This window comes from Methylophilus sp. DW102, assembly GCF_037076555.1.
Taxonomy (GTDB): Bacteria; Pseudomonadota; Gammaproteobacteria; order Burkholderiales; family Methylophilaceae; genus Methylophilus; species Methylophilus glucosoxydans.
The window spans coordinates 902,196-925,894 of record NZ_AP029023.1 but is presented as its reverse complement, the minus strand read 5'-3'; the positions used below and the strand labels follow the sequence as shown (position 1 = coordinate 925,894).

Genomic DNA, 23,699 nt, shown 5'->3' with positions numbered 1-23,699 from the left:
GTCATCACGGACCCCTGCATGAAATTACGGATCAGCGTCGGCGAAAGCAGCCTCACCGGACCGCGGCCTCGTAACGAGGACTACGTGGGCCTGGTGACGCCTGCCGATGCGCAGCTGGAGATCAAGGGCGCCCTGCTGGCGGTGGCAGATGGCATCAGCGGGGGGGCTGGCGGGGCTGAAGCTGCCGAGATGACGATACGCACGGTGTCGGCAGATTATTACGCCACGCCCGATACCTGGACGATCCAGCATGCGCTGGACAAGGTGGTTCAGGCGGCTAACCGCTGGGTGCTGTCGCAGGCACGCAAACACAGTCAGATGGCCGGCATGGCGACCACGCTGTCCATGCTGGTGCTGCGCGGTCAGCGCTATGTGCTGGCGCATGTCGGCGACACCCGCATCTATCGCCTGCGCGAGCAGTCGCTGCAATGTCTGACCACCGACCATGTCTGGGACCGGCCAGATATGCGGCATGTACTCAAGCGTGCAGTCGGCCTCGATGACCAGTTGAGCGTGGATTATGCCGAAGGCCTGCTGCAAACCGGCGATGTGTATGCCATTGTCAGTGATGGTGTGTGGGCCGCACTGGGCGAGGCCGAGCTGCACAAAATATTGATGCTCTACCATACACCGCAGTTGATGGCCGAACACCTGACCCGGCAAGCGCTGGAACAAGGCGGTCAGGATAATGCCTCTGCCGTGGTGGTGCGGATCGATCAGCTCGGACAAGACCACCTGACCGACATGCTGGCCGATGCCTTGAGCCTGCCGGTGCCGCCCAAGCTGGCGGTGGGCGACACCCTGGATGGCTTTACCGTCACCCGCGTGTTACATGATGCACGCATAAGTTTGTTATATCAGGTAAAAAATGCCGCAGGGCAATTATTTGTGCTGAAAACCCTGCAACCCGCCCGCGCGGAAGATAAGGCCAGTTGCGAAGCCCTGCTTAATGAAGAGTGGCTGGGCAAGCGCGTGGTGTCGCAATGTGTGCCGCAAATTTTGCCGCTCACGCGTGAACAGCGCACGCATTTGTATTATGTGATGACCTGGCATGAAGGGGCCACCTTGCAGCAACGGCTGGATGCCGGCCATCACTTCACCATCAATGGCGTGGCCAATATCGGCCAGGATCTGTTGCGTGGCTTGAGCATGCTGCACCGGCTCAATATTGTGCACCGCGATATCAAACCGGCCAATATTCATCTGGGTAGCGATACACGGCTGCGCATCCTCGACCTTGGCGTCGCGCTTAACACCACGCTGCCCATGCCCGAGCAGATGGAAAATCCCGGCACGCCCAGCTATATGGCGCCGGAATTGTTTGACGGCAAATTGGCCGACCGCCAGGCAGATATTTATGCCGCAGGCGTCACGCTGTACCACCTGCTGACGCGTAAGTATCCCTATGGCGAAATCGAGCCGTTCCAGTCGCCGCGCTTTGGTGAACCGGTGCGCCCCAGCCGCTACCGCCCCGAGATTCCGGCCTGGCTGGAAAACCTGATTCTGAAAGCGATTGCCCGCAAACCGGAACACCGCTTTGAAACCGCCGAAGAAATGCTGCTGGCGCTAGAGCATGGCGAACTCAGACCCATCGTCATCCCGCGTACGCCGTTGATTGCCCGCGCGCGGCTGGTCAAATGGCAGTGGCTGGCCATCATTTCATTGTGCGTGAATGTGTTATTGATTTATTTGTTAATGGTCTCATAAGGCCAGTAACAAATTGGAAAAGAGGAAAAAAATGCGTTGGACTAAAATTTGCCCGCTAAACGACATCCCAGCCCTGGGCGCACGTGTGGTGCGTCATGGCGAAACCGACATTGGTGTGTTCCGCACTGAAGATGACCGCGTGTTTGCGCTCAACAACCGTTGCCCGCACAAAGGTGGCCCGCTGTCGCAAGGCCTGGTCTATGGTGACAAAGTCGCCTGCCCATTGCATAGCTGGAAAATCAGCCTGGTCGATGGCCAGGCCGAAGCACCCGATGTCGGCCAGACTGCCTGCTATGCAGTCAAGGTCGAAGATGGCATGGTCTATCTGCAATTAAACCCGTAATTTTCAGGCAACACGGACAGCTCCCTTATGTCGCAACAGCAACAACTCCAGACTGCAAACGATCTGCTCACCGCAGTACCGGTCTCCTTCCATCCGCAACGACGTGAAACCCGCAGCACCTGCTGCTATTGCGGTGTCGGCTGTGGCGTCATTATTACCACCGAGGGACAGCAGATTGTCGATGTGAAGGGTGACCCTGAGCATCCGGCAAACTATGGCCGTTTGTGCACCAAAGGCTCTACGCTACACCTGACCGCCAAACTGGATGCACGCGCGCTGTATCCGGAAGTCCGCCTCTCCCGCCATGCGCCCAGAGAGAGTGTGAGCTGGGATACCGCCCTCGACTACACCGTTGACCGCTTTGCCGAAATTATTAAGACCCACGGCCCGGATGCAGTGGCTTTTTACATCTCTGGACAGTTGCTCACCGAAGATTATTATGTATTTAACAAGCTGGCCAAAGGCCTGATTGGCACCAACAACGTCGATACCAATTCCCGCTTGTGCATGAGCTCTGCCGTCGCCGGTTACAAGGCCACACTGGGCGCCGATGCGCCACCGGCCTGTTATGAAGATATCGACCATACGCAATGTCTGTTCATCGCGGGCTCAAATACCGCCTTTGCCCACCCGATTGTGTTCCGCCGCATTGAAGATGCCAAGGCGAAGAATCCAGACATGAAAATTGTGGTGGTAGACCCTCGCCGCACCGATACCGCACAGCTGGCAGACTTGCACCTGGCGATCTTGCCCGGCACCGACGTGGCGCTGTTTAACGGCCTGTTGCATGTGATGCTGTGGGAAGGCCTGCTCGATATGGTCTATATCCGCAACCATACCGAAGGTTTTGAAGCGCTCAAGGAAACCGTGCGTGAATATACGCCCAAGATGGTGGCCGATATTTGTGGCGTGCCTGAGGCCGACATTATCCAGGCCGCCAAGTGGTTTGGCGCGGGCCCGACCTTGTCCATGTATTGCATGGGACTGAACCAGTCCATCCATGGCACTGAAAAAAATGCTGCGCTGATCAACCTGCACCTGGCCACCGGCCAGATCGGCAAGCCCGGCGCAGGCCCGTTCTCGCTGACCGGTCAACCCAACGCCATGGGCGGCCGCGAAGTCGGCGGCATGGCCAACCTGCTGTCTGGCCACCGCGACCTCGCCAATGCCGAACACCGTGCAGAAGTCGCGCGCTTGTGGGGCGTGCCCGACGTCCCGGCCACGCCGGGCAAAACCGCGGTAGAGATGTTTGAGGCGGTTAAAAGCGGCGAGATCAAGGCGATCTGGATTGCCTGCACCAACCCCGCACACTCCATGCCAGACCTCAACAATGTGTTGGCCTCCCTGCAACAGGCTGAGCTGGTCGTGTTGCAAGATGCGTTTAACAATACCGACAGCAATGTCTATGCGGATGTATTTCTGCCTGCTTCGACCTGGGGCGAAAAAGAAGGCACGGTCACCAATTCGGAGCGCCGCATCACGCGCGTGCAGCCAGCCGCCCCCAAGCCGGGTGAAGCCCGTCATGACTGGGAGGCAGTGGTCGACTTTGCCCACCGTTTGGCACAAAAACTGGGTAAACCAGACACCCTGTTTAACTACCCGAATACCGAAACCATTTTTAACGAGCACCGTGAAAGCACGCGTGGCCGCGACCTTGATATCACTGGCTTGAGTTACCAGATTCTGGAAACCCGCGGGCCACAACAATGGCCGTTTAAATCGGGCGCCAGCCAGGGCGAAGCCCGCTTGTACACAGATGGCGTGTTCCAGAAACCGGGCGGTAAGGCGCATTTTGTCAGCGCGGTGTACAAGCCGACCGCCGACAAGCCGGACGCGCGCCATCCCTTCCGCCTGCTGACCGGCCGCCTGCGCGACCAGTGGCATGGCATGAGCCGCACCGGCACGCTGGCGCAGCTTTACAACCATGTCGAAGAGCCAGTAGTTTCCATGCATGCCGATGACATGCAACGTCGCCAGATCAGCGAGGGCGACATCGTTAAATTGAGTAACAAGCGCGGTGAGTTAATCATCAAGGTACAGCAATCAGACGAAGTCAAACCGGCCGAGCTGTTTATCCCCATGCACTGGGGCAGCCAGTTTATGCACGGCTTGGGCGTGAATGTGTTGATGCCACCGGCTTTTGATAAAACCTCCAAGCAACCGGAACTCAAGCACACGGCAGTCAAGATCGAAAAGTTGAGCTTGCCCTGGCAAATGACGGTGATGCGCAGCTGCAACGACCTGCACTTGCTCGCCAACATCCGCGCGCTATTGGTGGCCTTTGATTACGCCACCGTGGGACTGTATGGCCGTGGCAACGGCATGCTGATGCTGCGCGCGGCGCACCACGCTGCCCCGGATAGCCAGCTGATCGCCCGGCTGGATCATTTGCTTGGCATGGTCGAAGATGCGCCCATGCTACGGCTGGATGATGTCAAACGCGGCATCAGTAAACGCATTCTGGTCGAGCAAGGCCAGGTCAGCGCGGTGCGCCTGATTGGTGAAATGCTGGCCGCAGACTGGCTCAAGCAAGTCATGCTTGAAGGCCAGTTCACCGATGAATTGCGCAAATGGGCACTGGCGCCGCTGGCGGCCCCACCCACCGGACAAAAATCACGCGGCAAGATCGTCTGTAACTGCCTGGATGTCTCAGAAAACGAGATTATCGAGACCTGTCAAATGGGAGCGGATTTACCGACGCTGCAAGCCAAGCTGAAATGTGGCACCAGTTGCGGCTCCTGCGTGCCGGAACTCAAGCGGCTGGTCAAACTGCATGGCAAAACCCATGCGGGATAAGGACATCACGCGCGCACCTGAATGCAGTTGATCGCCTGTCTGCACAGGATTGCGCCAAGGATGGTGCAATCCTGTGCACATGCCTCATTAGCGTGCACCAGACCAATGGCAGATGGATCGTACGGTGCCCGCAAGCTCAAATATACACGCAATATCTCAGATAAAACACATCAGGAACAATAACTTAGCATAAATCCTGATTCATCTGCGCCTCCATCCTGGCGGTTGGCATGCCAATTGCTTTTTTATCACAAAGTGGCGTTTTATCATGCCATTTTTAAATCAGAGATTTTCCATCGTCGGCAAATCTCATACTGGACAACGGCGTCCATAGCTTGTTTCGCAGGATTGCAATGTGCAATCGCGGCATAGGCTATGGACGCCGTTTTTGTTTTTAGGCTTTGAGTTTGATAACGCAATGCTCGCAACTGACATGAAAAACATCGTGACACTGCCTGCTTGCATCTGATTAGGAATACAAGATGAATCAACACACACGCATCCTCGTCGTCGGCAACGGCATGGTGGGTCATTACTTTGTGCAAGAACTGGTGAAACATCACCCTGACCTGGCCGCCGCCAACCTGCAAGTCACCGTGCTGGGCGAAGAACCACGCCCGGCTTATGACCGCGTGCACCTCTCCAGTTTTTTCTCGGGCAGCACGGCGGAAGACCTGTCGCTGGTCGAGCCTGGATTTTATGACCGGCCGGGCCTGACGTTGCGCCTCAATGCCCGCGTCAGCCATATAGACCGCCACCAGCATACCGTGACACTGACAGACGACACGATCTTGGCCTACGATAAGCTGGTACTGGCGACTGGCTCTTATCCATTCGTCCCTGCTGTCGCCGGGCGTGACCGGGAGAACTGTTTTGTCTACCGCACCATTGAAGACCTCGAAGCCATGACGGCAGCAGGCAAAACCGCCAAGAGCGGTGTCGTTGTTGGCGGTGGCCTGCTGGGCCTGGAATGCGCCAAGGCCTTGAAAGACATGGGCCTGGAAACCCATGTGGTTGAATTTGCGCCCCGTTTGATGGCAGTGCAAGTAGACGAAGCAGGCGGCAAAGTGCTGCGCAGCAAAATTGAGGAGCTGGGTGTACACGTGCACACCAGCCGCAATACCACGGCGATTGTCGATGGTGCAACGGCACGTCACCGTATGGTGTTCTTTGATGACACCTGGCTGGAAACCGACATGATCGTATTCTCTGCCGGTATCCGTCCACGCGATGAACTGGCACGTGAATCCGGCCTGGCCATCGGTGCCCGTGGCGGTATCGCCATTGATAACTTCTCCCGCTCCAGTGACCACAATATCTACGCCATCGGCGAATGCGCCAGCTGGAACGACGAGATGTTTGGCCTGGTTGCGCCTGGCTATGACATGGCCCGCACTGCCTGCGCACACCTGCTGGGTGAAACATCGACCACATTCCAGGGCGCAGACATGAGCACCAAGCTCAAACTGATGGGTGTGGATGTCGCCAGCGTGGGCGATGCGCATGGCAAAACCCATGGTTGCCGCAGCTACCAGTACACCGATGAGGTGCGCAATATCTACAAAAAAATCGTCGTCAGTGAAGATGGCAAAAAACTGCTGGGCGCCGTGCTGATTGGCAATGCCGATGAATACGGCACGCTGCAACAGATGACCGTCAACGACATGCCGCTGCCGGAAAATCCTGAATTCCTGATTCTGCCAGCCAGTGATGGCAAGGAAAAACCTGGCCTGGGCGTGGATGCCCTGCCGGATACCGCGGTGCTGTGTTCTTGTAATAACGTCAGTAAGGGCGCGATTGGCGAAGCCGTGGCTGCTGGCAATTGCAGTATAGGCGCCATCAAGTCTTGCACCAAAGCCGGTACCGCCTGTGGTGGCTGCGTGCCGTTGGTGACGCAAGTCATGAAAGCGCAGATGGTGAAGCTGGGCATGACCGTCAACAATCACCTGTGCGAACACTTCCCGTATTCGCGCCAGGAGCTTTACCACCTGGTGCGTGTGGGCCAGATCAAAACCTTTGACGAGTTACTGCATAAACACGGCCAGGGCTTGGGCTGCGATATCTGCAAACCCACCGCCGCCAGCATTCTGGCCTCATGCTGGAACGAATTTATCCTGAAAAAAGACCTGGCGTCCTTGCAGGATTCGAATGACTATTTCTTGGGCAACATTCAGAAAGACGGCAGCTACTCGGTGGTGCCACGCATGCCGGGCGGCGAAGTCACGCCGGATGGCTTGATCGCCATCGGCCAAATTGCAAAAAAATATGGCTTGTACACCAAGGTCACCGGTGGCGCACGCGTAGACATGTTTGGTGCCCGCGTGGAGCAATTGCCCAATATCTGGGAAGAGTTGATCGCGGCCGGCTTTGAATCTGGCCATGCTTACGGCAAATCGTTACGTACGGTCAAAAGCTGCGTCGGCTCCACCTGGTGTCGCTATGGCGTCGATGACAGCGTCGGCCTGGCCGTACAGCTGGAAAACCGTTACAAAGGCCTGCGTGCCCCGCACAAAATCAAGTTTGGCGTCTCAGGGTGTACACGTGAATGTGCAGAAGCCCAAGGCAAAGATGTGGGGTTGATTGCGACTGAAAATGGCTGGAACCTCTATGTGTGCGGCAACGGCGGCATGAAGCCGCGCCATGCCGAGCTGCTTGCAAGCGACCTCAGCAAAGAAGACGCCATCCGCATGATAGACCGCTTCTTGATGTTCTACATCCGCACGGCAGACCGCCTGCAACGCACCAGCACCTGGCGCGACAACCTCGAAGGTGGCCTGGATTATCTCAAACAAGTCGTGATTGAAGATTCATTAGGCCTGGGCGCAGAACTGGAAGCACAGATGCAACACGTGGTGGACAACTACCAAGATGAATGGAAAACCGCAGTCACCGACCCCGAAGTGCGCAAGCGCTTCCGCAGCTTCGTCAACAGTGTGGCGGGTGACGACAATATTGTCTTCGTCAATGAGCGCAACCAGATCCGCCCGGCCACGCCCGCAGAAAAACAACAGACAATACCTGCCGCCAAAGTCATTCCCATCCTGGCGGCAACAGAGTAATCAAGGAAACCGTTTATGAATCAGTTACAAGCAACAACCGCCCAGCCTGCCACGGCAGTGGCATGGCACCCGGTGTGCGCACTAGAGGATATCTGGCCGAATATGGGGGTCTGTGCCCTGATTGAAGGCCAGCAGATCGCCATTTTCAGACTCAAGGACGACCAGCTGTACGCGCTGGATAATCGCGACCCGCACAGTGATGCCAATGTACTGTCACGTGGCCTGGTCGGTGACCTGGGAGGCGAGCTCGTGGTCGCCTCGCCGATTTACAAGCATCACTACCAGCTACGCACTGGCCTCTGTGTTGAGGACGCAACCGTGTGTCTGAATGTTTACCCGGTCGAAGTCAGGGATGGCAGGGTATGGGTGCAACGATAACCAGGGTGACTCAGAGGACAGACCGATGCACGCCATGAAAAAGACCGATAAACCCGGCCAGCACACCATCCTGAATAGTGACCGCATGGTGGCGCTGATCAACCTCTCTGGCCGCCAGCGCATGCTATCGCAACGCATTGCGCTCAATATCCTGTTGAGTGCACACCAGCCTGAAGCACTGGCCCAAGCCAAAGAGGCATTGGCCTTGTTTAGCCAGACGCATACACTTCTGGTCAAAGGCAACCATGAGTATCCCGGTGTTTATTTTGCCGCGCTGGAAAAAGTATTGTTTGGCCCGGAAGATAACGAGGCCAAAATCCGGCAATTTATTCAACATTGCCAACAGGCGATTAGCGCCTGCGAAAGTAATCAGGGTCTGCCTGCAGCCATGATCCCCTTGCTGGGCGAAGAGGCCAGCTTGATCGTGGCCGTCCTCAACCAGATTACGGTCACGTACGAAAATGAATCCAAACACTGCGAACTGCTCAGACGCAAAAAGCAGGAAAACCTGATGAGCAGCATCCAGAAGATCGCCAAAGAAGCCAAGATTGTTTCATTTAACGCGCAGGTCATCGCCGCACGGTCTGGCGACGCCGGCAAGGAGTTTGCCGTGGTCGCCAGCGTCATGACCGACATCACCAATGAAATTGAACAACTGGTGGCTAAAGCGCTGGTGAGTGATTAACACCCTAAAACACCATCACCATCAGCCCGGATGGATGATGGTGATTTGTTTGCGCACGAACGGCAGTGCCAGTCACTGTCGTCGCGCATTATGCGGGGATGACGCAATCATTCCCCATGGGTTAGCCGTGGTGTTCATGGGCAGCAGCCACTTGATGCTGTGACTGCACATTATTTTCCATCACTTGCTCGATAAAGGGATTCTGGCTGAGGCTATCATCAGACGCACTTTGTGCGCTTGCCTGGCTCGATTCAAACTTGGTATGCAGCATCGTTTCAACCGCGTTCAAATCTGTGGCGTTTGAGTTGTCGGCCGCAAAACCAGCGACTGAAAAAGACAACAGAACAAGGGTAGATAACAGTTTCATTTTTGACTCCTAGTGATAAACAACAGTACGTTGTGAGGTGAAATTTACGCGGAGTCTGGGAGGAAATGAAATTGTTTGTTTGAATGGATTTATTCAAACAAACAATGGAACCTTTGGCGTCTTACGGCGAGCTTACAAAGGCTTAAATAGGGAGGAGATTCCCTTGACGATAGATTGATGCCCATCTAATATCAAACCCCATAGGAGATGACATTCCTCCTTGGGAGTCGCGAGTAAATACTTCCTCAACCGCCCAGTGCTGATGATGTCTACACGAACCCGGGACGGGGGGTGTAGACACGACCATACGCCTTGTCCTGATATTGAAACCAAGCTTGGGACAAGTCTCTTGAAATTGACACCAGTTCACACACCACAGACCTTGTTACGTCAACATTCGGTTCGGATTTCCTGTCCGCCGCAGCCCTATCCGCCTGTCTTGCCCAAGCCTGACCCTGCGCCGCCACCGGAATGATGAGATGCATGCCCCACCATTCGTTTTGACCAATGTGGAAAAGATTGCCTGCCAGCGCCTCTGACCCCACACTCAGCCAAGGACCGATAAGCCATGAACTTACGTGATTTGAAGTATTTATTAGCCGTCTCTGAATATAAAAACTTTAGCAAGGCGGCTGAACATTGTGCAACCACGCAGCCCACTTTGAGCAATCAGATCAGAAAGCTGGAAAACTATCTGGAGGTGGAGATCTTTGAAAGAGGCACGCATTTTGTGCGCGTCACGCCTGTAGGAGAAAAGATTATTGAGGCGGCCACGCAGGTGATTGAGCATGCAAACCAGATTGTTCACATTGCTCGTGAAGCCAGGCAGCATGCCTCTGCCAAGCTCACCTTTGGCAGTTTTCCGTCTCTTGGCCATGCCCTGCCACTGCAATACATCTTCCATCTAAAACAGCAGTTCAAGCCATTTAAAGTGCAACATGTGGAAGAAGATGTGGATGTGCTCATCGATTTATTGGTGAATCAGGAAATTGATTTTGCCTTGCTGCCATTGCCGGTCACGCATGCCAGTCTGACGGGCATCAAACTGCTGGATGACCCGTTGTACGTAGTGGTGCCCAGCCATCATGCCTATGCCTCATGCAAAAGCCTGCAACTCAGTGATTTAAACCAGCAACCCCTGCTTTTTCTGGTGGAGGATCAGTCGCATTACCGGCAAATTCTGGAGCATTTTGATGCCAATTTTGCCCGGCAGCATTTGGACAAAGATGATGATTTCAAGGCGGTGAGTTTTGAAGCGCTCAGGATGATGGTCAAACATGGTTTGGGGCTGGCCGTGATTCCTGGCACAGCCATCAACCATGAGGATCAGGATGTGCACTATATCCCCTTTGCCTTACCGGCGATTGGTCGTTCGATTGGCGTTTACTGGCATAAACATCATGCGAATCCGACCCTATTGCAAGCGATCTGTACCTATTTGCAAACCACGATGTCCGCCGAGAACACGCTGTTTTAACCCGTCATCCAGCCATTGCCATTGACGGATATTGGCATGCAGCCGCCTCATCCGGCCTTGAGGCCGCTATCGACATATGCCATCGCATGCAGATGGTCAGCATCCAGAATAAATTAACATAAATAAATATCCTCGATAATTATATTCATAAAAATCAATTATTTAAGGGTATGAATCGGTTTTTATTGGCACATATTCACCAACGATTTAAAGGTTTAATAGCAGACTCATAGCGTGTAAATATTACTAAAGAGGACTTTTTTCATGCAAATTGCACGTCTCAAGCTGTCAACCTTGATAGTCAGCGTTTTGACGACTATCCTGCTGGCTGTTTGCCTGTTCGTGTTTTTGAATATGCAGGCCAATAAAACAGTGGCGATTAATGGGGAGCAATACAGCAAGATCATAGACCAGAAGGATCTGGTCGCTGACGTATTACCCCCACCGGAATACCTGATTGAAACCTGGCAACTGATTCTGCAAAGCGTCGCCATGAATGCATCATCCGCGGGCCCCCTGCAGCAAAAAGTCAGCGTCCTTAGGGCCGAGTTTGAAAAACGCCATGCTTACTGGGAGAAGAAACTTAATAACCCCGAGATCAAGCATTTGATGGCTGAACAGCTGTATGCCTCAGGCCAGGCTTTTTTTGCAATATACGATCACAAATTTATCCCTGCGCTGAATGCGCAGGATAAAAAGCAGATTGAGTCTGCATTGCACGAGTTAAACGCTGCCTACGAGGCCCATCGAACAATTGTTGATCAGGTCGTCATCTACACAAACAAGACAGCGCAAACGCTGGAAGCTGAAACAGCGCAAGTCATTTCCAAGGGTGAGATCGCCAATTATGTGATGGTGTTACTGCTGATCGCGTTTGCCAGCGGCTTAGGCTATTTCATTGTCAGCACGGTTAAAAAACGTTTGGGTATGGATCCTGTTGAGTTGTCAGAGCTGGCTGGCCGTTTTTCTGATGGTGACTTTTCAGCGCACATTGCATTGCCTGTTGGCGATGAAACCAGTGTCGCGCACTCCATGCTGGTACTCCAACGCACGCTGAGCAAACTCTCAACGGAAACCAACCGGCTGGCCAAAGCAGCGATTGAAGGGCAATTGTCTACGCGTGCAGAGACGGCAGCCTTTAATGGCGAGTTCAAGCGCTTGGTCGAGGGCTTTAACCAGACGCTGGATGGTGTGATTGTGCCGTTAAATGTGGCGGCGAGCTATGTGGCAGATATCTCCAAAGGCAATATCCCTGACAAGATTACTGCAACGTATCATGGCGATTTCAATGTCATTAAAGATAATCTTAATCATTGCATTGATGCCGTGAATGCGCTGATTGCGGACGCCAATATGTTGTCAGAGGCGGCGGTTGCCGGACGCTTGTCTACACGTGCAGACGCCAGCAAACATGAAGGCGATTTCCGCAAAATTGTTGAGGGCGTGAACCATACGCTGGATGCGGTCATTTCTCCACTCAATGTCGCTGCAGAATATGTGGATCATATTGCCAAAGGCCACATTCCACCTAAAATCACGGACACTTACCATGGCGATTTCAACACCATTAAAAATAACCTTAACCAGTGCATTGATGCCGTCAATGCGCTGATTATGGATGCCAATCACCTGTCACAGGCCGCCGTCAAAGGCGAGCTGTCTACACGGGCGGATGCGAGTAAACATAATGGCGATTTTAGAAAAATTATTGAGGGCGTGAATCACACGCTGGATGCGGTGATTGTGCCGCTGAATATGGCGGCCAGCTATGTCGCGCGGATCGCGCATGGCGACATTCCTGCCGAGATTACCGCCCCGTATTACGGCGATTTCAACGAAATAAAAAACAACCTGAATACTTGCATCCAGGCGATTAATCAACTGCTCGAGGACTCTGCGCTATTGGCACAAGCGGCCAAGGAAGGACGTATCCAGGTGCGGGCTGACGAAATGAAACATGCTGGTGATTTCCGTAAAGTCATTGCAGGCGTCAACCAGACGCTGGACCTGATTGTTGAACCGATTAAAGCCGTACGACAGGCAGTTGAAGCGATTGATACTGCAGCCAGTGAGATCGCCAGTGGCAATAACCAACTTTCGCGCCGGACGGAAGACCAGGCAGCGAGCCTTGAAGAAACCGCCGCCAGCATGGAGCAATTCGCTTCTATCGTCAAACATAATGCAGAGAATGCTCAAGAAGCCAACCAACTGGCGCTGACAGCATCAAATGTGGCTGAAAACGGCGGCCAGGTTGTACGCGAGGCCATTGCCAGCATGAATGCAATGAATGAAAGTGCACGCCAGATTGAAGACATTATTGCCGTGATTGATGGCATCGCCTTCCAAACAAATATCCTGGCCTTGAACGCAGCCGTAGAAGCGGCGCGCGCCGGCGAACAGGGCCGAGGCTTTGCCGTGGTGGCGAATGAGGTCGGCGCACTGGCACAGCGCTCATCCGTCGCTGCAAAAGAAATCAATGGCTTGATTAGCACCTCGGTCAATAACACCTACGATGCAGTCAAACAGGTAGACCTTGCTGGTAAAACCATGGAAGAGGTGGTCAGTTCAGTGAAAAAAGTCTCTGAAATCATGCGAGACATCAGTGAAGCCTCGTTTGAGCAAAGCAAAGGCATAGAACAAGTGAATCAGGCAATCACCCACATAGACGAAGCCACGCAGCAAAATGCGGCACTGGTCGAAGAAGCCGCCGCGGCAGCAGAATCATTACTGGATCAGGCTAACCAGCTGAGCCAGTCCGTCCAACGCTTCAAACTGGATCAACCCGACCATACACCCCATAGCTGGAAGTCGACCGAGCCTGAAGAAGAGGAAGATACTCTCATGCGCATGACGGGAACATGAGCGGGCTCACATTGGCCGTGGTGACAAGATCAACCTTAAGTTTCCTGTGAATCTTAACGGGCTTTTGCCCCTGAGAGCGCGCTAAAACTGACGGCGCTGATCACCAGCACGGCACCAAACAATTGCCCCTGCGTAGGTGGAACGTGCTCAAAAGCGGCAATCACCATGGTGGTGACTGGAATCAGGTTCATGAAAATCGCTGCTTTGGCAGGGCCTAAATGTTTAATGCTGGCATTCCAGAACAGGTAAGCCAGGACGCCGCCGCCCAGTGCCATAATCAACAAGGCCAACCCGGCATGTGCCGTTGGCATCACCAACGGGCTACCGTTGCATGCCGCAGCCAGGCTCAATGCCAGCGCCCCCACGGTCATGATGCCGGCAGTGCTGGCAATCCCGCTCACCTGCTTAGGCATCATTTTCTTCACCAACACGTTATAAACCGCCCAGTTGAGCGATGCAATCATGATATACAGGTCGCCCGTCGCAATCGTCCACTCCGCCCCTGCCCCCAGCACCACAATGGCGACGCCAGCAATGCCCACCGGGAAAGCCAGCAGCTGCACCAGCTTGGGCCGCTCACCGAGGATGAAATAGCTTAAGATCGCGGTCAAAAGCGGGTTTAAGGCCATGATCAACGCGCCATTAATCGCCGAGGAATGTGCCATGCCCAAAAAGAAAAACAAGTTAAAACCAAAGACACCCACAATCCCCAGCGTCAAGTACGCCTTCCACTCACGTAAGGGAATTACCGCCTGTGAAAACCGGGCAATCAGGATCATGACAATCGCCGCAATCGTATAGCGGCTGGCACCGGCCAGATAAGGGCTCATTTCAGCCAGCACCGGTTTTGCCAGATTGAAATTGGCGCCCCAGAGGATGGCGGCCAGGGTGGCCATCAAATACGTTTTGATCAGGTTCACTTCACGCTTTCAGTTTCAGACTGGAGCAACAACGCTAGGACATCACAAGCGCTTGCGTTAGTGTACCAATTTTCAGGCACATGTTTATTCGGATGACGGCACCCCTGCTAGACGCAAGGATTGCAACACAGACTTAAGGACACCGGGAAACTTCTGCTCAATTTCTTCCAGACGCAACGCATTCATATGCTCTGTCCCCTCAATGAGGGTTTCTACCAGGCCGGCCGCACGCAGAATTTTAAAGTGGTGAGACAGGCTGGATTTAGGCCGATTCAAGTCAAACTCGCCGCAGGTCATCTTTCGGCCAGCCACCGCCAGTCGCCCGACAATTTCAAGCCGTGTCGGGTCAGACAAGGCATACATGAGGTCGGTGAGTTCGACCTGTTCTATGCTGGGATGTTTAATTTGTCGCATGGTCTGAATTTATCATACCTCTTGATATTATTCTATTGTTCGATTATATTCGAACAATAGAATTTAAACCCATTCTGCAACACACATTTATTAAAGGACGTTTTATGGCTGATTTGTTTTCTCGTTTCCAGTTAAAAGCAGTGACCTTAAGAAACCGCATTGCGGTGCCGCCCATGTGCCAGTACATGGCCGAAGATGGCGTCGCCAACGACTGGCACCAGTCGCATTACGCGACACTGGCCCGAGGTGGCAGTGGCCTGGTGATTGTGGAGGCGACCGGCGTAGCACCTGAAGGCCGCATTACACCAGGTTGTCTGGGCATCTGGAATGATGCGCAAGCAGAGCAATTGCGCAAGATTGCGGCGGCCATCAAAGCTGCAGGCGCAGTCCCCGGCATCCAGATAGCGCATGCCGGCCGCAAAGCCAGTGCCAACAAACCCTGGGAGGGCGATGACCATATGGCCGAAAGTGATCCGCGTGCCTGGCAACCGATTGCACCTTCTGCCCTGGCCTTTGGTGGTGGCTTGCCGCGTGTCCCCCAAGCCATGACGCTAGCAGATATTGCCCGCGTACAAAATGACTTTGTGGCTGCGGCCAAACGTGCATTGGCCGCTGGTTTTGAATGGCTGGAAATCCACTTTGCACATGGTTATCTGGGGCAAAGCTTTACCTCGGCGCACTCTAACCAGCGGACCGACCAATATGGCGGTAGTTTTGAAAACCGCTCACGGTTTACCATTGAGACCCTGGAAGCCATTCGCGCCGTCTGGCCGGAGCATCTGCCACTGACAGCCCGCTTTGGCGTGATTGAGTATGATGGCAAAGATGAAGAAACCTTGAATGAGTCTATCCAGCTGGTGAAAGCCTGGCGTGATCGTGGCCTGGATATGCTCAGTGTGAGTGTCGGCTTTACCATCCCTGAAACCAATATTCCCTGGGGACCCGCTTTTCTGGCGCCGATTGCACAGCGCGTGCGTCAAGAAGCCGGGATTCCGGTGTCTTCCGCCTGGGGCTTTGGTGCCCCCACCCTGGCGGATGGCGCCATCCGCAACGAGCAACTGGATCTGGCCATGATCGGCCGCGCGCACCTTGAAAATCCGCATTGGCCTTATTTTGCGGCCAAGGCGCTGGGTCAAGATCAGGCCGCCTGGGTGTTGCCAGCCCCGTATGCCCATTGGCTGGCGAGATATCACAACCCTAGCGAGACGGTTAAAAAGTAAGCCTGGGTAGCCACAAAAAAATAAACCTGCTTACGCCAAGCCTCTCTCAAAGAGTGTTGATTTTTTTTGGGTATAATTTCTATAATATATTGAATTTATTATATATTTAGGTGATTAATGTTAGAAACAAAATCGGATTTACAGGGCGATTTTAGTAGCCCTGTTTTTTCTTCTACAAATATACCTCTTCCTCATAATGGTATTCAATATAATTTCTGCAAAAATCCTGCTTGCTCTAATTATGGTGTAGAACCTAGCTGAATTACAGAAAAAGAAAGAAACACTATTGAAAGAGCAAAGAGCAACCAAGCTGAAAGAAACGAAAGAAATTATTAAACAGTTTGGTTTTACTGTTAATGAGTTAGGGATAGTGTCTAAAACGAATAAGAAAGCTTCAGGAAAGGTTAAAACTACACTTGAAGCTAAGTATATTCACCCAACAGATAACAGCTTAAAATGGGTTGGAAGAGATGCTTATCCTAAATTGGTTAAAGACTTTATTGCAGGTGGTGGTGGATTAGCGGATTTGGAAATTAAGAAGTAAATAAAAATATGATTGGTAAATAATGTCATCCACTACTCAAAGTCTATGTGTTGATAAACCTGAAATAAAAGAAGTATTAGAGATTGAAACAGGTGAGTTTTATACAGCACAACAAGCTATTGGTTATGATTATGACAAATTAATACAACTCCGTATGGAGCTATCAGACAGTATCAATAGTGGTAATCCAAAGTATCTATGCCCTATATGTCATGTGCCTGTTTATATTGCTTGTAATCGGCATAATGATGATAAAAAATTTTACTTCAAACATCGTATTGAAGATGGTAATTGCCCTGCTATTACACGTAGCAATTTCACCAAAGAACAAATTGAAGCCATTAAATATAATGGTGCAAAAGAAAGCCCTGCCCATTACAGAATGAAAGAAATCATTGCTGAAAGCCTTCGTAATGATTCTAATTTTTCTGATATTAAAATTGAGACTGTTATTAAAGGTGCTGATAGGAAACAATGGCGAAAACCTGATATACAGGCTTTATGGCAAGGTAAATTAAGAGTTGCATTTGAAGTGCAGCTATCTACAACATTTTTACAGGTTATTTCACAAAGAAGATTATTTTATAAAGCAACAGGTGGATTAGTAGTATGGGTGTTTAGAAGATTTGATAAAGAAAATGCCTTAATGACACAGGATGATATTTTCCATAACAATAATCAGAACCTATTTATTGTTAATGAAGATACATTGAAGGAATCCAAGCAACATAAAGGGTTAATGTTTAACTGCCATTGGCGAGAGCCACAAATAAGAAGTAGCCATATAGTAAATGAATGGAATAGCAAATATGTTAAATTCAACGAATTGGAGTGGAATTTAGATAGACAATCTATTTATTACTATGATTATGGTGGTGAATATAAAAGACTTGAAAACAAGCTGATTAATGGTGATTTAAAAGAGAGATTTGAAGAGTGGTGGATTAAGCACGATCATTCACCAAAATATAATGATGAATGGAAATCTTTTGTAGATGAATTTAGGAATAAGGATATATACATACCTGAATATCCATCAGAGGTAGATAATTTAATAAGTAGCTTATATTCAGCTAAATATGAAAGGGTTATTGGGTTTAGGTATCAAAAATTTATTCAAGTAGCCCATATGGTAGCTGATTTAAAGAATAATAAGAGTGTTCTAAAAATATTCAGGGTTGCTTTGTATGTATATCAGCGAGGCAATTTAATTATAGAGCAAGATAAAGAAGGTAAATGGAAAAGAAAATCAAATGAGTTTAGGAAGAAGATATATTCAAGTAATGAATATGATAGAGATAAAAGCCTTGATAGTTTAATGAGATTTTTATTTCCTGAACTTATGAAAGAAGAAGTTTGGATTAGATTAAAAGAAATAGACAAAAAATATAATCAATCCAATTAATACAAATTAAAAAGCCCAACCAAAAGATAGGGCTTAATTATTTCAATCAGCCTTCAAAAAATCAACATACTTTGAGAGAGGCTTGTGCTTACGCAGGTTTATTTTTTGTTTGGCATCGGCACATTTATTCGGCGGGCTTGTCCATCAATTCCATTTCATCACTGGCCATCAACCGCTCGATGTCCACCAGAATAATCATTTCACTCTCAACTGTTGCCAGACCAATCACATAGTTGGTGTTAATCCGTGTCACCAGTGTCGGCATTTCACGCAGATTCTCTTCGTACAACTCCCGCACATCCGATACGCCATCGACAACGATGCCGACGACGCGACCACTGAGGTTCAGAATAATGACGACCGTGAATTCGTTATAGACCACCTCGCCCAGATCAAACTTGATACGCAAATCCACGATAGGCACAATTTTGCCGCGCAGGTTGACCACGCCTTTGATAAAGGCAGGCATATTGGCAATATGGGTCACCGGATCATAGCCGCGGATCTCCTGTACTTTGAGGATATCAATCCCGTATTGCTCGTTGCCGAGAATAAAAGTCAGGTATTCGCCCGCTGTCTGTTTTGCGCTTGCACTGTCTGCACTGTTATTTTGTGTCGCTGCATTCATAACTGCTTCCTTAGATGAACTCATACACACTGACATTTTTGGGGTAGAGCCATACAAGCAAACCCTTGTTTGCATCGCATCGCTCTTGCCTGGCCCTCAGTATGGGCTTGATTAAAACTGAATAGCAATCGCCGTCGCTGCAATCAAACTCTGATCAGTCTGACGACGGCCCGACTCATTAAAAATATCATCCCTGCTTTGCAACTGACGCAGCTCGGCACGCACAGTGACACGCGGGCACACTTTATAATCGGCATTCACCGAGTAACCCATGGTTTTAAAACCGTTGGGAGTGCCGGTGTTGATAATCACCCCCTGTCTGTCCTGATAGTATTCCACGCGCCCGGTAACACTGAACTGGCTGGAATACTGATACTTGGCCAGTACGGCCGGCGCCAGCCACACATTGTAGCCGTCGCCCTCTCCTGGCGGTTTTTCTTCGGCGCCAATATCAAACGCGGTAATCAGGCTCCACTGCTCATCCAGCTTAAAGATGCCATAAAAGTCATGAAAATAACGCATCTGGCGCGCACGGTCAGATTTGTCATTGCCAATAAACGAGCTGCTATTGAGCGTCACCCGATCATTCGGTTTATAGGTGAGCTGATGGCCGATGGACGGCGTTGTGTTGCCTTGCGGTGCACGGATGCGCTGCCAACCACTCAACACCAGGCCACTCGCCATCCACTTGCCATCGGCAGAGGTATAACTGAGTTTGGCCCCTGTTTCAAAATAAGGCGAACTCTCTGCCATCAAGCTCCGCGTCAGCGTCCAGTTCTCGGTGCCGATCGCACTTTCAAAACCCAGATGCGAGGGCATCACCCCGGCATCCAGCCAGAGATCGTGTTTGTCAGAAAGCTTGACACCCGCATTGGCTTCAAAAATATGCTGCAAGTCTTTGGGCTCGGCAGCGTAATTGGCGCGCATATAACTGCCCGAAGCCAGCGCCAGATTGCCGCGCACACGTTGCGTATTCAAACTGGCCTTGATCATGGCCAGATTGATGCTCAAATCATTGGCCCGGTTATGGCTATAGATAAAGTCGGGCCGTTTATGGTTGGGCGGATCATTAAAATCACGCACATAGTAGGTCTCGAGGTAGCCACTCAAGCTCAAGGGTGAGGACACCGCTACCGGCGTCTCCTCCGCCTTGACAGACAGTGGCAAACTACTGGTCAACACCAACAGAGTCGAAACAATCTTACTTAAGTTCATATGCATTTAACGACAGATTGCGCTAAAAATTAAAACGGATCGCCGTCATGAGGACATGATTCTCACGGTCTACGGTTTTAGTATTTATAAACTGGTTCAGATAGCCGATATCTGCATTGCTAAAGTCACTGAATTTCCAGTTCACGCCCAGAAACAGGCGGTTCTGGTCAAACCCTTTGCGTGGACCCCAGTGCGTATCGTTAAAGTTGATAAACAACTCGTCATACACCACCCAGGATAATTGCGGATTCAAGCTCGAAGGCAGACTGGCGCGCACCATTTGCCGCCAGCGATAGGCATGCTGGCTAAAGTCCTCGCGCTCACGGTTTTCCAGCCTGGAACGGCTGCTCAAGCTCACGCCGCCAATCGGGTCAAACTGGTAAGAAAACTGCTGCCACAAGCGGTTTTCCTGATAGGCCGAGGCGCCTGCCGGATGATTGATAATCGTGTCATAACCCAACCAGACACTGGCCTTGGGTGTCACCTTGTAAAAAATGGACGGGCGCAGAATCAGCGTATCAAAATGCTTACCCTCATCACGCCAGCGCGGATGCGTGTCCATGCTCCAGTATAAATTCTCTACCGGCAATTTACCTTGCGCATAAATATTGAGCCAATAACGGCCGTCTTCTTCAACTTCTGCCTGAGCTAGACTTGAAAAAATGAGAGAAATCAAAACGATGACACAACTAAATACACGCACGGCAACGCCCCATCATAAGTTATAAATTAAGCGATGATCAGATCTCACTCATCAGGCCATCAGCGACAACATATTCAAGGACTGATCAAGTACCACCTGATTTCGACCTGAAAGTTTAGCTTTGCTTAACGCATCATCCGCACGCGCAAAGAGATGTTCAAAATCGTCTCCATACTCATACGAGGCAACACCAGCACTGATCGTGACATTCAAACCGGATAAATGTTGATTCGCAAAGTAGTCGCAAAAGCCTTGTGCATACTGACTGGCCGCTAACGTTGTTGTATTTTTCAAAATCACTAAAAACTCTTCCCCACCAATACGAAAGCACAGTTCACTCGCAAAGAAATTTGCAAATAAAGCACCGGCCGCAGCTAATACCTCATCGCCAATCTTATGGCCATAGGTATCGTTGATCTGTTTAAAAAAATCAACATCTGCCACGATTAGCGCCAATGGTTTGGAAGACATATAGGCTTCAGAAATGACTTGCTGCTGTACATCACGCAAATAATGTCTGTTATATAACTTGGTCAATGCATCATGCGTTGCCAGTGATTGCATGGTTTGATATTGCATCTCATATGTGAGCAATAGTTGATAGCTCTCCAGCAAATGCTTGACCCTGATTTCAAACTCCTCCAAAGACGAGTCTTTTGAGTAAAAGTCATTTGCACCATTGAGTAGCAATTGTGTTCGCCGTGCAGGACTATTTAAGCCTGAAATAGCCAATATCGGAATACGTGACTTGGCCGCATCATGAGAATTTCTTATTGCGCTAATCACGGAGAATCCATCGCCTATCCCGGCTAAGCTGAAGTCTGTAATCACCAAATCGTAATTGTTGTCGCTGATGCGCTGAATCGCGCCTTCAGCATCGACACAAAATTCGCAATCAAGCCCGATGCTTGCTAATCGCTCGCCATAGACTTGAGAAAGAGACGGACTATCTTCAATGAGCAACACCCGACCTTGGAGTTTATTGCGCTTAGCCTGTGCAAAGTTCTGAATGAATGTATCTAAAGAGGAGATATTTAATTTACTAAAGCAGGCTGTAATTCCCACCTCAATAGATTCATGCGCAATTTGGTGAATGGCATTTGATGCGACCAACAAACTCACGCAGCTGCTACGTGTTTTGGGAGGCAATGCTTTAAAAAATTCAATCCCATTCATGGATTTATGATGGTAAGAAAACAAAAGCAAATCAACATGCTGCCCGTCTAATAACTCGATTGCCTGTAAGGGACTTGCAGCCTCTTCAACCTCAATCTCGTATTTCTTCAACAAAGATGACAATATTTTTCTTGTTGACTTGGAAGAATCTACAATCAGCGCTTTCACCTTATCGCCCACTACCATACATTACGATCTCTTGTGGAATTTTTGCCAGAGAAACCTCCCGTTCAACGGCTCCCAGCTTGTTTGCTTCTTTAGGCATTCCGTATACAACGCAACTTCTTTCATCTTGACCAAGCGTTTTTGCGCCCACCTCTCGCATTTCTTTGAGACCTTGGGCGCCATCATCCCCCATGCCCGTCATAATGATGCCCAGAGCATTCTTACCCGCCTGCTGGGCAACCGAACGGAAGAGCACATTGACCGAAGGGCGATGGCGACTGACGAGCGGGCCATCAATCACGTCAACATGGTATTGGGCACCACTGCGTTTAAGCAGCATGTGCTTACCACCAGGCGCAATCAAAGCGCGACCGGCAATCACGCGATCGCCATGGGCGGCTTCCTTGACCTCAATCTCGCACAGTTCATTCAATCTTTTGGCAAATGCTGCAGTAAAGTTTTCGGGCATATGCTGCACGATCACCATGCCAGGACAAACACGTGGCAACGAAGTCAACACGGCCTCCAGTGCTTGCGTACCGCCTGTTGAGGTCCCAATTGCCACTATCCCCTCCGTGGTTTGCGCCATGGCACGATTCGTCGCAGCAAGTACCGCATCCGCCGTCAGTTTAGGGGCGACCTTGGCCACAGGCTCAGCATGCGAGATTCTTTTCAGATTGGCTTTTGCCGCGACTTTAATCACATTGATAATGTCATTGGCATCATCTTCTAAAAAATCTTTCAAGCCCGCCTTGGGCTTGGTCACGATGCTCACCGCCCCGGCCGCCAGCGCCTGAATGGTGGTTTCGGCGCCCTTTTCGGTCAGCGTCGAACAGATAATGACCGGCGTGGGGCGCTGCGACATGATTTTCTTGAGAAAGGTGATGCCGTCCATTCTGGGCATCTCCACATCCAGAATCACCACATCCGGCCAATCTTTCATCATTTTATCCATGGCAAAAATGGGATCTGCCGCTGCAGAGATGACCTCAATCTCTGAAGATTTTGAAATTTTCTCAGCAAGGACTTTTCTGACCACTGCTGAATCATCCACAATCATGACCCTGATTTTTTTCATAATTAATATTCTCGTTAAACCTTGCTTTTCACCCAAGCAAACCCACTCCAGATATCAAAAATAATATAGCGTGAGTCCTCGCCACCGTAATGATTGGCATGCACATGAAAACCATACTCTGCCAGAAGCATCAGAACGGCATGCAGGTTACGGTCACCAATATGGTTTTTTTGATTGATCTGCAATTTCGGAAACATATTGCTGCCGCCGAAGACTTTCACCTGGCAGTCTTGTGGTCGAATCTTGCACTTGGCCATTTCTTCCATCATCAAGGCAATCGCTTCATCTGCATACTTGCCTGACTTGCCAGCAGCAGTTTCATTTTTTTCTTTATGTGAAACATGGCGTTGCGGCAACAGGATATGGCACATGCCCCCCATCTGTTTTGCCGGATGCCAGATCGTGACTGCCACACAGGAGCCCAGAATAGTACGAATTCTAGTGTCTGCATCGCCCCAATACCACTCGCCAGGCTGCAAAAAAACCTCAAAAACCTCTTCAGGCTTCTTATCCAACAATCCAAAACTCAAGGCAGGCTGGGTACGCATCAACATAAC

At 50.8% G+C, this 23,699-nt stretch carries 19 protein-coding genes, 1 pseudogene and 1 riboswitch; of the genes and pseudogenes, 11 read left to right on the top strand and 9 right to left on the bottom strand.

Annotated features, from left to right (window positions below; genetic code table 11):
• The first annotated feature begins 18 nt into the window (after positions 1 to 18).
• The 6 genes from AACH41_RS04390 to AACH41_RS04365 all read left to right on the top strand — a co-directional run bounded on the left by AACH41_RS04390 (position 19) and on the right by AACH41_RS04365 (position 8,968).
• Complete coding sequence (locus tag AACH41_RS04390) at positions 19 to 1,707, top strand: bifunctional protein-serine/threonine kinase/phosphatase (RefSeq protein ID WP_338656966.1); 1,689 nt, start codon at positions 19 to 21, stop codon at positions 1,705 to 1,707.
• 31 nt (positions 1,708 to 1,738) lie between these two features.
• Positions 1,739 to 2,050 (top strand): nitrite reductase small subunit NirD, encoded by a 312-nt coding sequence (gene nirD / locus AACH41_RS04385; RefSeq protein WP_194747233.1) that lies wholly within the window; start codon positions 1,739 to 1,741, stop codon positions 2,048 to 2,050.
• A 27-nt stretch (positions 2,051 to 2,077) separates the two neighbouring features.
• Complete coding sequence (locus AACH41_RS04380; RefSeq protein ID WP_338656965.1) at positions 2,078 to 4,846, top strand: molybdopterin-dependent oxidoreductase; 2,769 nt, start codon at positions 2,078 to 2,080, stop codon at positions 4,844 to 4,846.
• A gap of 482 nt (positions 4,847 to 5,328) precedes the next feature.
• The gene (gene nirB, locus AACH41_RS04375; protein WP_338656964.1) at positions 5,329 to 7,905 is read left to right on the top strand and encodes a nitrite reductase large subunit NirB; all 2,577 of its coding nucleotides are present in this window, start codon (positions 5,329 to 5,331) and stop codon (positions 7,903 to 7,905) included.
• A gap of 15 nt (positions 7,906 to 7,920) precedes the next feature.
• Positions 7,921 to 8,283 carry a nitrite reductase small subunit NirD gene (gene nirD / locus AACH41_RS04370; protein WP_338656963.1) on the top strand — a complete coding sequence of 121 codons (363 nt, stop codon included), beginning with the start codon at positions 7,921 to 7,923 and terminating at the stop codon, positions 8,281 to 8,283.
• Positions 8,284 to 8,317: 34 nt separating this feature from the next.
• Positions 8,318 to 8,968, top strand: coding sequence for a type IV pili methyl-accepting chemotaxis transducer N-terminal domain-containing protein (locus AACH41_RS04365; protein WP_338656962.1), 651 nt, complete (start codon positions 8,318 to 8,320; stop codon positions 8,966 to 8,968).
• 121 nt (positions 8,969 to 9,089) lie between these two features.
• On the opposite strand, the gene AACH41_RS04360 is transcribed toward AACH41_RS04365, so the two are convergent.
• Entirely contained in the window at positions 9,090 to 9,335 is a 246-nt protein-coding gene (locus AACH41_RS04360; RefSeq protein ID WP_194747237.1) for a hypothetical protein, read from the bottom strand.
• A 194-nt stretch (positions 9,336 to 9,529) separates the two neighbouring features.
• A riboswitch (Fluoride riboswitch) is annotated at positions 9,530 to 9,614 on the top strand.
• A 289-nt stretch (positions 9,615 to 9,903) separates the two neighbouring features.
• On the opposite strand from AACH41_RS04360, the gene AACH41_RS04355 reads away from it, so the two are divergent.
• Positions 9,904 to 10,812, top strand: a complete 909-nt coding sequence (locus tag AACH41_RS04355; protein WP_338656959.1) for a LysR family transcriptional regulator — start codon at positions 9,904 to 9,906, stop codon at positions 10,810 to 10,812.
• A 264-nt stretch (positions 10,813 to 11,076) separates the two neighbouring features.
• Positions 11,077 to 13,674 (top strand): methyl-accepting chemotaxis protein, encoded by a 2,598-nt coding sequence (locus AACH41_RS04350; RefSeq protein ID WP_338656957.1) that lies wholly within the window; start codon positions 11,077 to 11,079, stop codon positions 13,672 to 13,674.
• Between the two features lie 53 nt (positions 13,675 to 13,727).
• On the opposite strand, the gene AACH41_RS04345 is transcribed toward AACH41_RS04350, so the two are convergent.
• Positions 13,728 to 14,594: a DMT family transporter gene (locus tag AACH41_RS04345; protein ID WP_338656956.1), complete on the bottom strand. Its 867-nt coding sequence runs from the start codon at positions 14,592 to 14,594 to the stop codon at positions 13,728 to 13,730.
• Positions 14,595 to 14,678: 84 nt separating this feature from the next.
• Complete coding sequence (locus AACH41_RS04340) at positions 14,679 to 15,008, bottom strand: helix-turn-helix domain-containing protein (protein WP_194747244.1); 330 nt, start codon at positions 15,006 to 15,008, stop codon at positions 14,679 to 14,681.
• Between the two features lie 104 nt (positions 15,009 to 15,112).
• On the opposite strand from AACH41_RS04340, the gene AACH41_RS04335 reads away from it, so the two are divergent.
• The 3 genes and pseudogenes from AACH41_RS04335 (at position 15,113) to AACH41_RS04325 (ending at position 18,177) form a co-directional block, all read left to right on the top strand.
• Positions 15,113 to 16,228: an NADH:flavin oxidoreductase/NADH oxidase gene (locus tag AACH41_RS04335; RefSeq protein WP_338656954.1), complete on the top strand. Its 1,116-nt coding sequence runs from the start codon at positions 15,113 to 15,115 to the stop codon at positions 16,226 to 16,228.
• Between the two features lie 268 nt (positions 16,229 to 16,496).
• Positions 16,497 to 16,772 (top strand): annotated as a pseudogene (locus tag AACH41_RS04330) (H-NS histone family protein); the annotation flags it as partial.
• Between the two features lie 22 nt (positions 16,773 to 16,794).
• Positions 16,795 to 18,177 (top strand): DUF6035 family protein, encoded by a 1,383-nt coding sequence (locus tag AACH41_RS04325; RefSeq protein WP_338656952.1) that lies wholly within the window; start codon positions 16,795 to 16,797, stop codon positions 18,175 to 18,177.
• Positions 18,178 to 18,301: 124 nt separating this feature from the next.
• Here the strand turns inward: AACH41_RS04325 and AACH41_RS04320 are convergent, their stop codons facing one another.
• The 6 genes from AACH41_RS04320 to AACH41_RS04295 form a co-directional block, all read right to left on the bottom strand.
• On the bottom strand, positions 18,302 to 18,805 hold the full coding sequence (locus AACH41_RS04320) for a chemotaxis protein CheW (protein ID WP_194747246.1): 504 nt from the start codon (positions 18,803 to 18,805) through the stop codon (positions 18,302 to 18,304).
• A gap of 111 nt (positions 18,806 to 18,916) precedes the next feature.
• Positions 18,917 to 20,020 carry a porin gene (locus AACH41_RS04315; protein ID WP_338656950.1) on the bottom strand — a complete coding sequence of 368 codons (1,104 nt, stop codon included), beginning with the start codon at positions 20,018 to 20,020 and terminating at the stop codon, positions 18,917 to 18,919.
• A 22-nt stretch (positions 20,021 to 20,042) separates the two neighbouring features.
• On the bottom strand, positions 20,043 to 20,723 hold the full coding sequence (locus AACH41_RS04310; RefSeq protein ID WP_338656949.1) for a DUF2490 domain-containing protein: 681 nt from the start codon (positions 20,721 to 20,723) through the stop codon (positions 20,043 to 20,045).
• Between the two features lie 51 nt (positions 20,724 to 20,774).
• Positions 20,775 to 22,085: a diguanylate cyclase gene (locus tag AACH41_RS04305; protein ID WP_338656947.1), complete on the bottom strand. Its 1,311-nt coding sequence runs from the start codon at positions 22,083 to 22,085 to the stop codon at positions 20,775 to 20,777.
• Entirely contained in the window at positions 22,069 to 23,142 is a 1,074-nt protein-coding gene (locus AACH41_RS04300) for a chemotaxis response regulator protein-glutamate methylesterase (RefSeq protein WP_194747249.1), read from the bottom strand. The genes AACH41_RS04305 and AACH41_RS04300 overlap by 17 nt, the downstream gene beginning before the upstream one ends.
• A gap of 14 nt (positions 23,143 to 23,156) precedes the next feature.
• Positions 23,157 to 23,696, bottom strand: a complete 540-nt coding sequence (locus tag AACH41_RS04295) for a chemotaxis protein CheD (RefSeq protein WP_313983623.1) — start codon at positions 23,694 to 23,696, stop codon at positions 23,157 to 23,159.
• Positions 23,697 to 23,699 lie beyond the last annotated feature (3 nt).

What these genes read in the sequence shown, in the direction of transcription:
- AACH41_RS04390 (WP_338656966.1), top strand. Translation starts at nt 19, where the DNA reads ATGAAATTACGGATCAGCGTCGGCGAAAGCAGCCTCACCGGACCGCGG.
- nirD (WP_194747233.1), top strand. Translation starts at nt 1,739, where the DNA reads ATGCGTTGGACTAAAATTTGCCCGCTAAACGACATCCCAGCCCTGGGC.
- AACH41_RS04380 (WP_338656965.1), top strand. Translation starts at nt 2,078, where the DNA reads ATGTCGCAACAGCAACAACTCCAGACTGCAAACGATCTGCTCACCGCA.
- nirB (WP_338656964.1), top strand. Translation starts at nt 5,329, where the DNA reads ATGAATCAACACACACGCATCCTCGTCGTCGGCAACGGCATGGTGGGT.
- nirD (WP_338656963.1), top strand. Translation starts at nt 7,921, where the DNA reads ATGAATCAGTTACAAGCAACAACCGCCCAGCCTGCCACGGCAGTGGCA.
- AACH41_RS04365 (WP_338656962.1), top strand. Translation starts at nt 8,318, where the DNA reads ATGAAAAAGACCGATAAACCCGGCCAGCACACCATCCTGAATAGTGAC.
- AACH41_RS04360 (WP_194747237.1), bottom strand. Translation starts at nt 9,335, where the DNA reads ATGAAACTGTTATCTACCCTTGTTCTGTTGTCTTTTTCAGTCGCTGGT.
- AACH41_RS04355 (WP_338656959.1), top strand. Translation starts at nt 9,904, where the DNA reads ATGAACTTACGTGATTTGAAGTATTTATTAGCCGTCTCTGAATATAAA.
- AACH41_RS04350 (WP_338656957.1), top strand. Translation starts at nt 11,077, where the DNA reads ATGCAAATTGCACGTCTCAAGCTGTCAACCTTGATAGTCAGCGTTTTG.
- AACH41_RS04340 (WP_194747244.1), bottom strand. Translation starts at nt 15,008, where the DNA reads ATGCGACAAATTAAACATCCCAGCATAGAACAGGTCGAACTCACCGAC.
- AACH41_RS04335 (WP_338656954.1), top strand. Translation starts at nt 15,113, where the DNA reads ATGGCTGATTTGTTTTCTCGTTTCCAGTTAAAAGCAGTGACCTTAAGA.
- AACH41_RS04325 (WP_338656952.1), top strand. Translation starts at nt 16,795, where the DNA reads ATGTCATCCACTACTCAAAGTCTATGTGTTGATAAACCTGAAATAAAA.
- AACH41_RS04320 (WP_194747246.1), bottom strand. Translation starts at nt 18,805, where the DNA reads ATGAATGCAGCGACACAAAATAACAGTGCAGACAGTGCAAGCGCAAAA.
- AACH41_RS04315 (WP_338656950.1), bottom strand. Translation starts at nt 20,020, where the DNA reads ATGAACTTAAGTAAGATTGTTTCGACTCTGTTGGTGTTGACCAGTAGT.
- AACH41_RS04305 (WP_338656947.1), bottom strand. Translation starts at nt 22,085, where the DNA reads ATGGTAGTGGGCGATAAGGTGAAAGCGCTGATTGTAGATTCTTCCAAG.
- AACH41_RS04300 (WP_194747249.1), bottom strand. Translation starts at nt 23,142, where the DNA reads ATGAAAAAAATCAGGGTCATGATTGTGGATGATTCAGCAGTGGTCAGA.
- AACH41_RS04295 (WP_313983623.1), bottom strand. Translation starts at nt 23,696, where the DNA reads ATGTTGATGCGTACCCAGCCTGCCTTGAGTTTTGGATTGTTGGATAAG.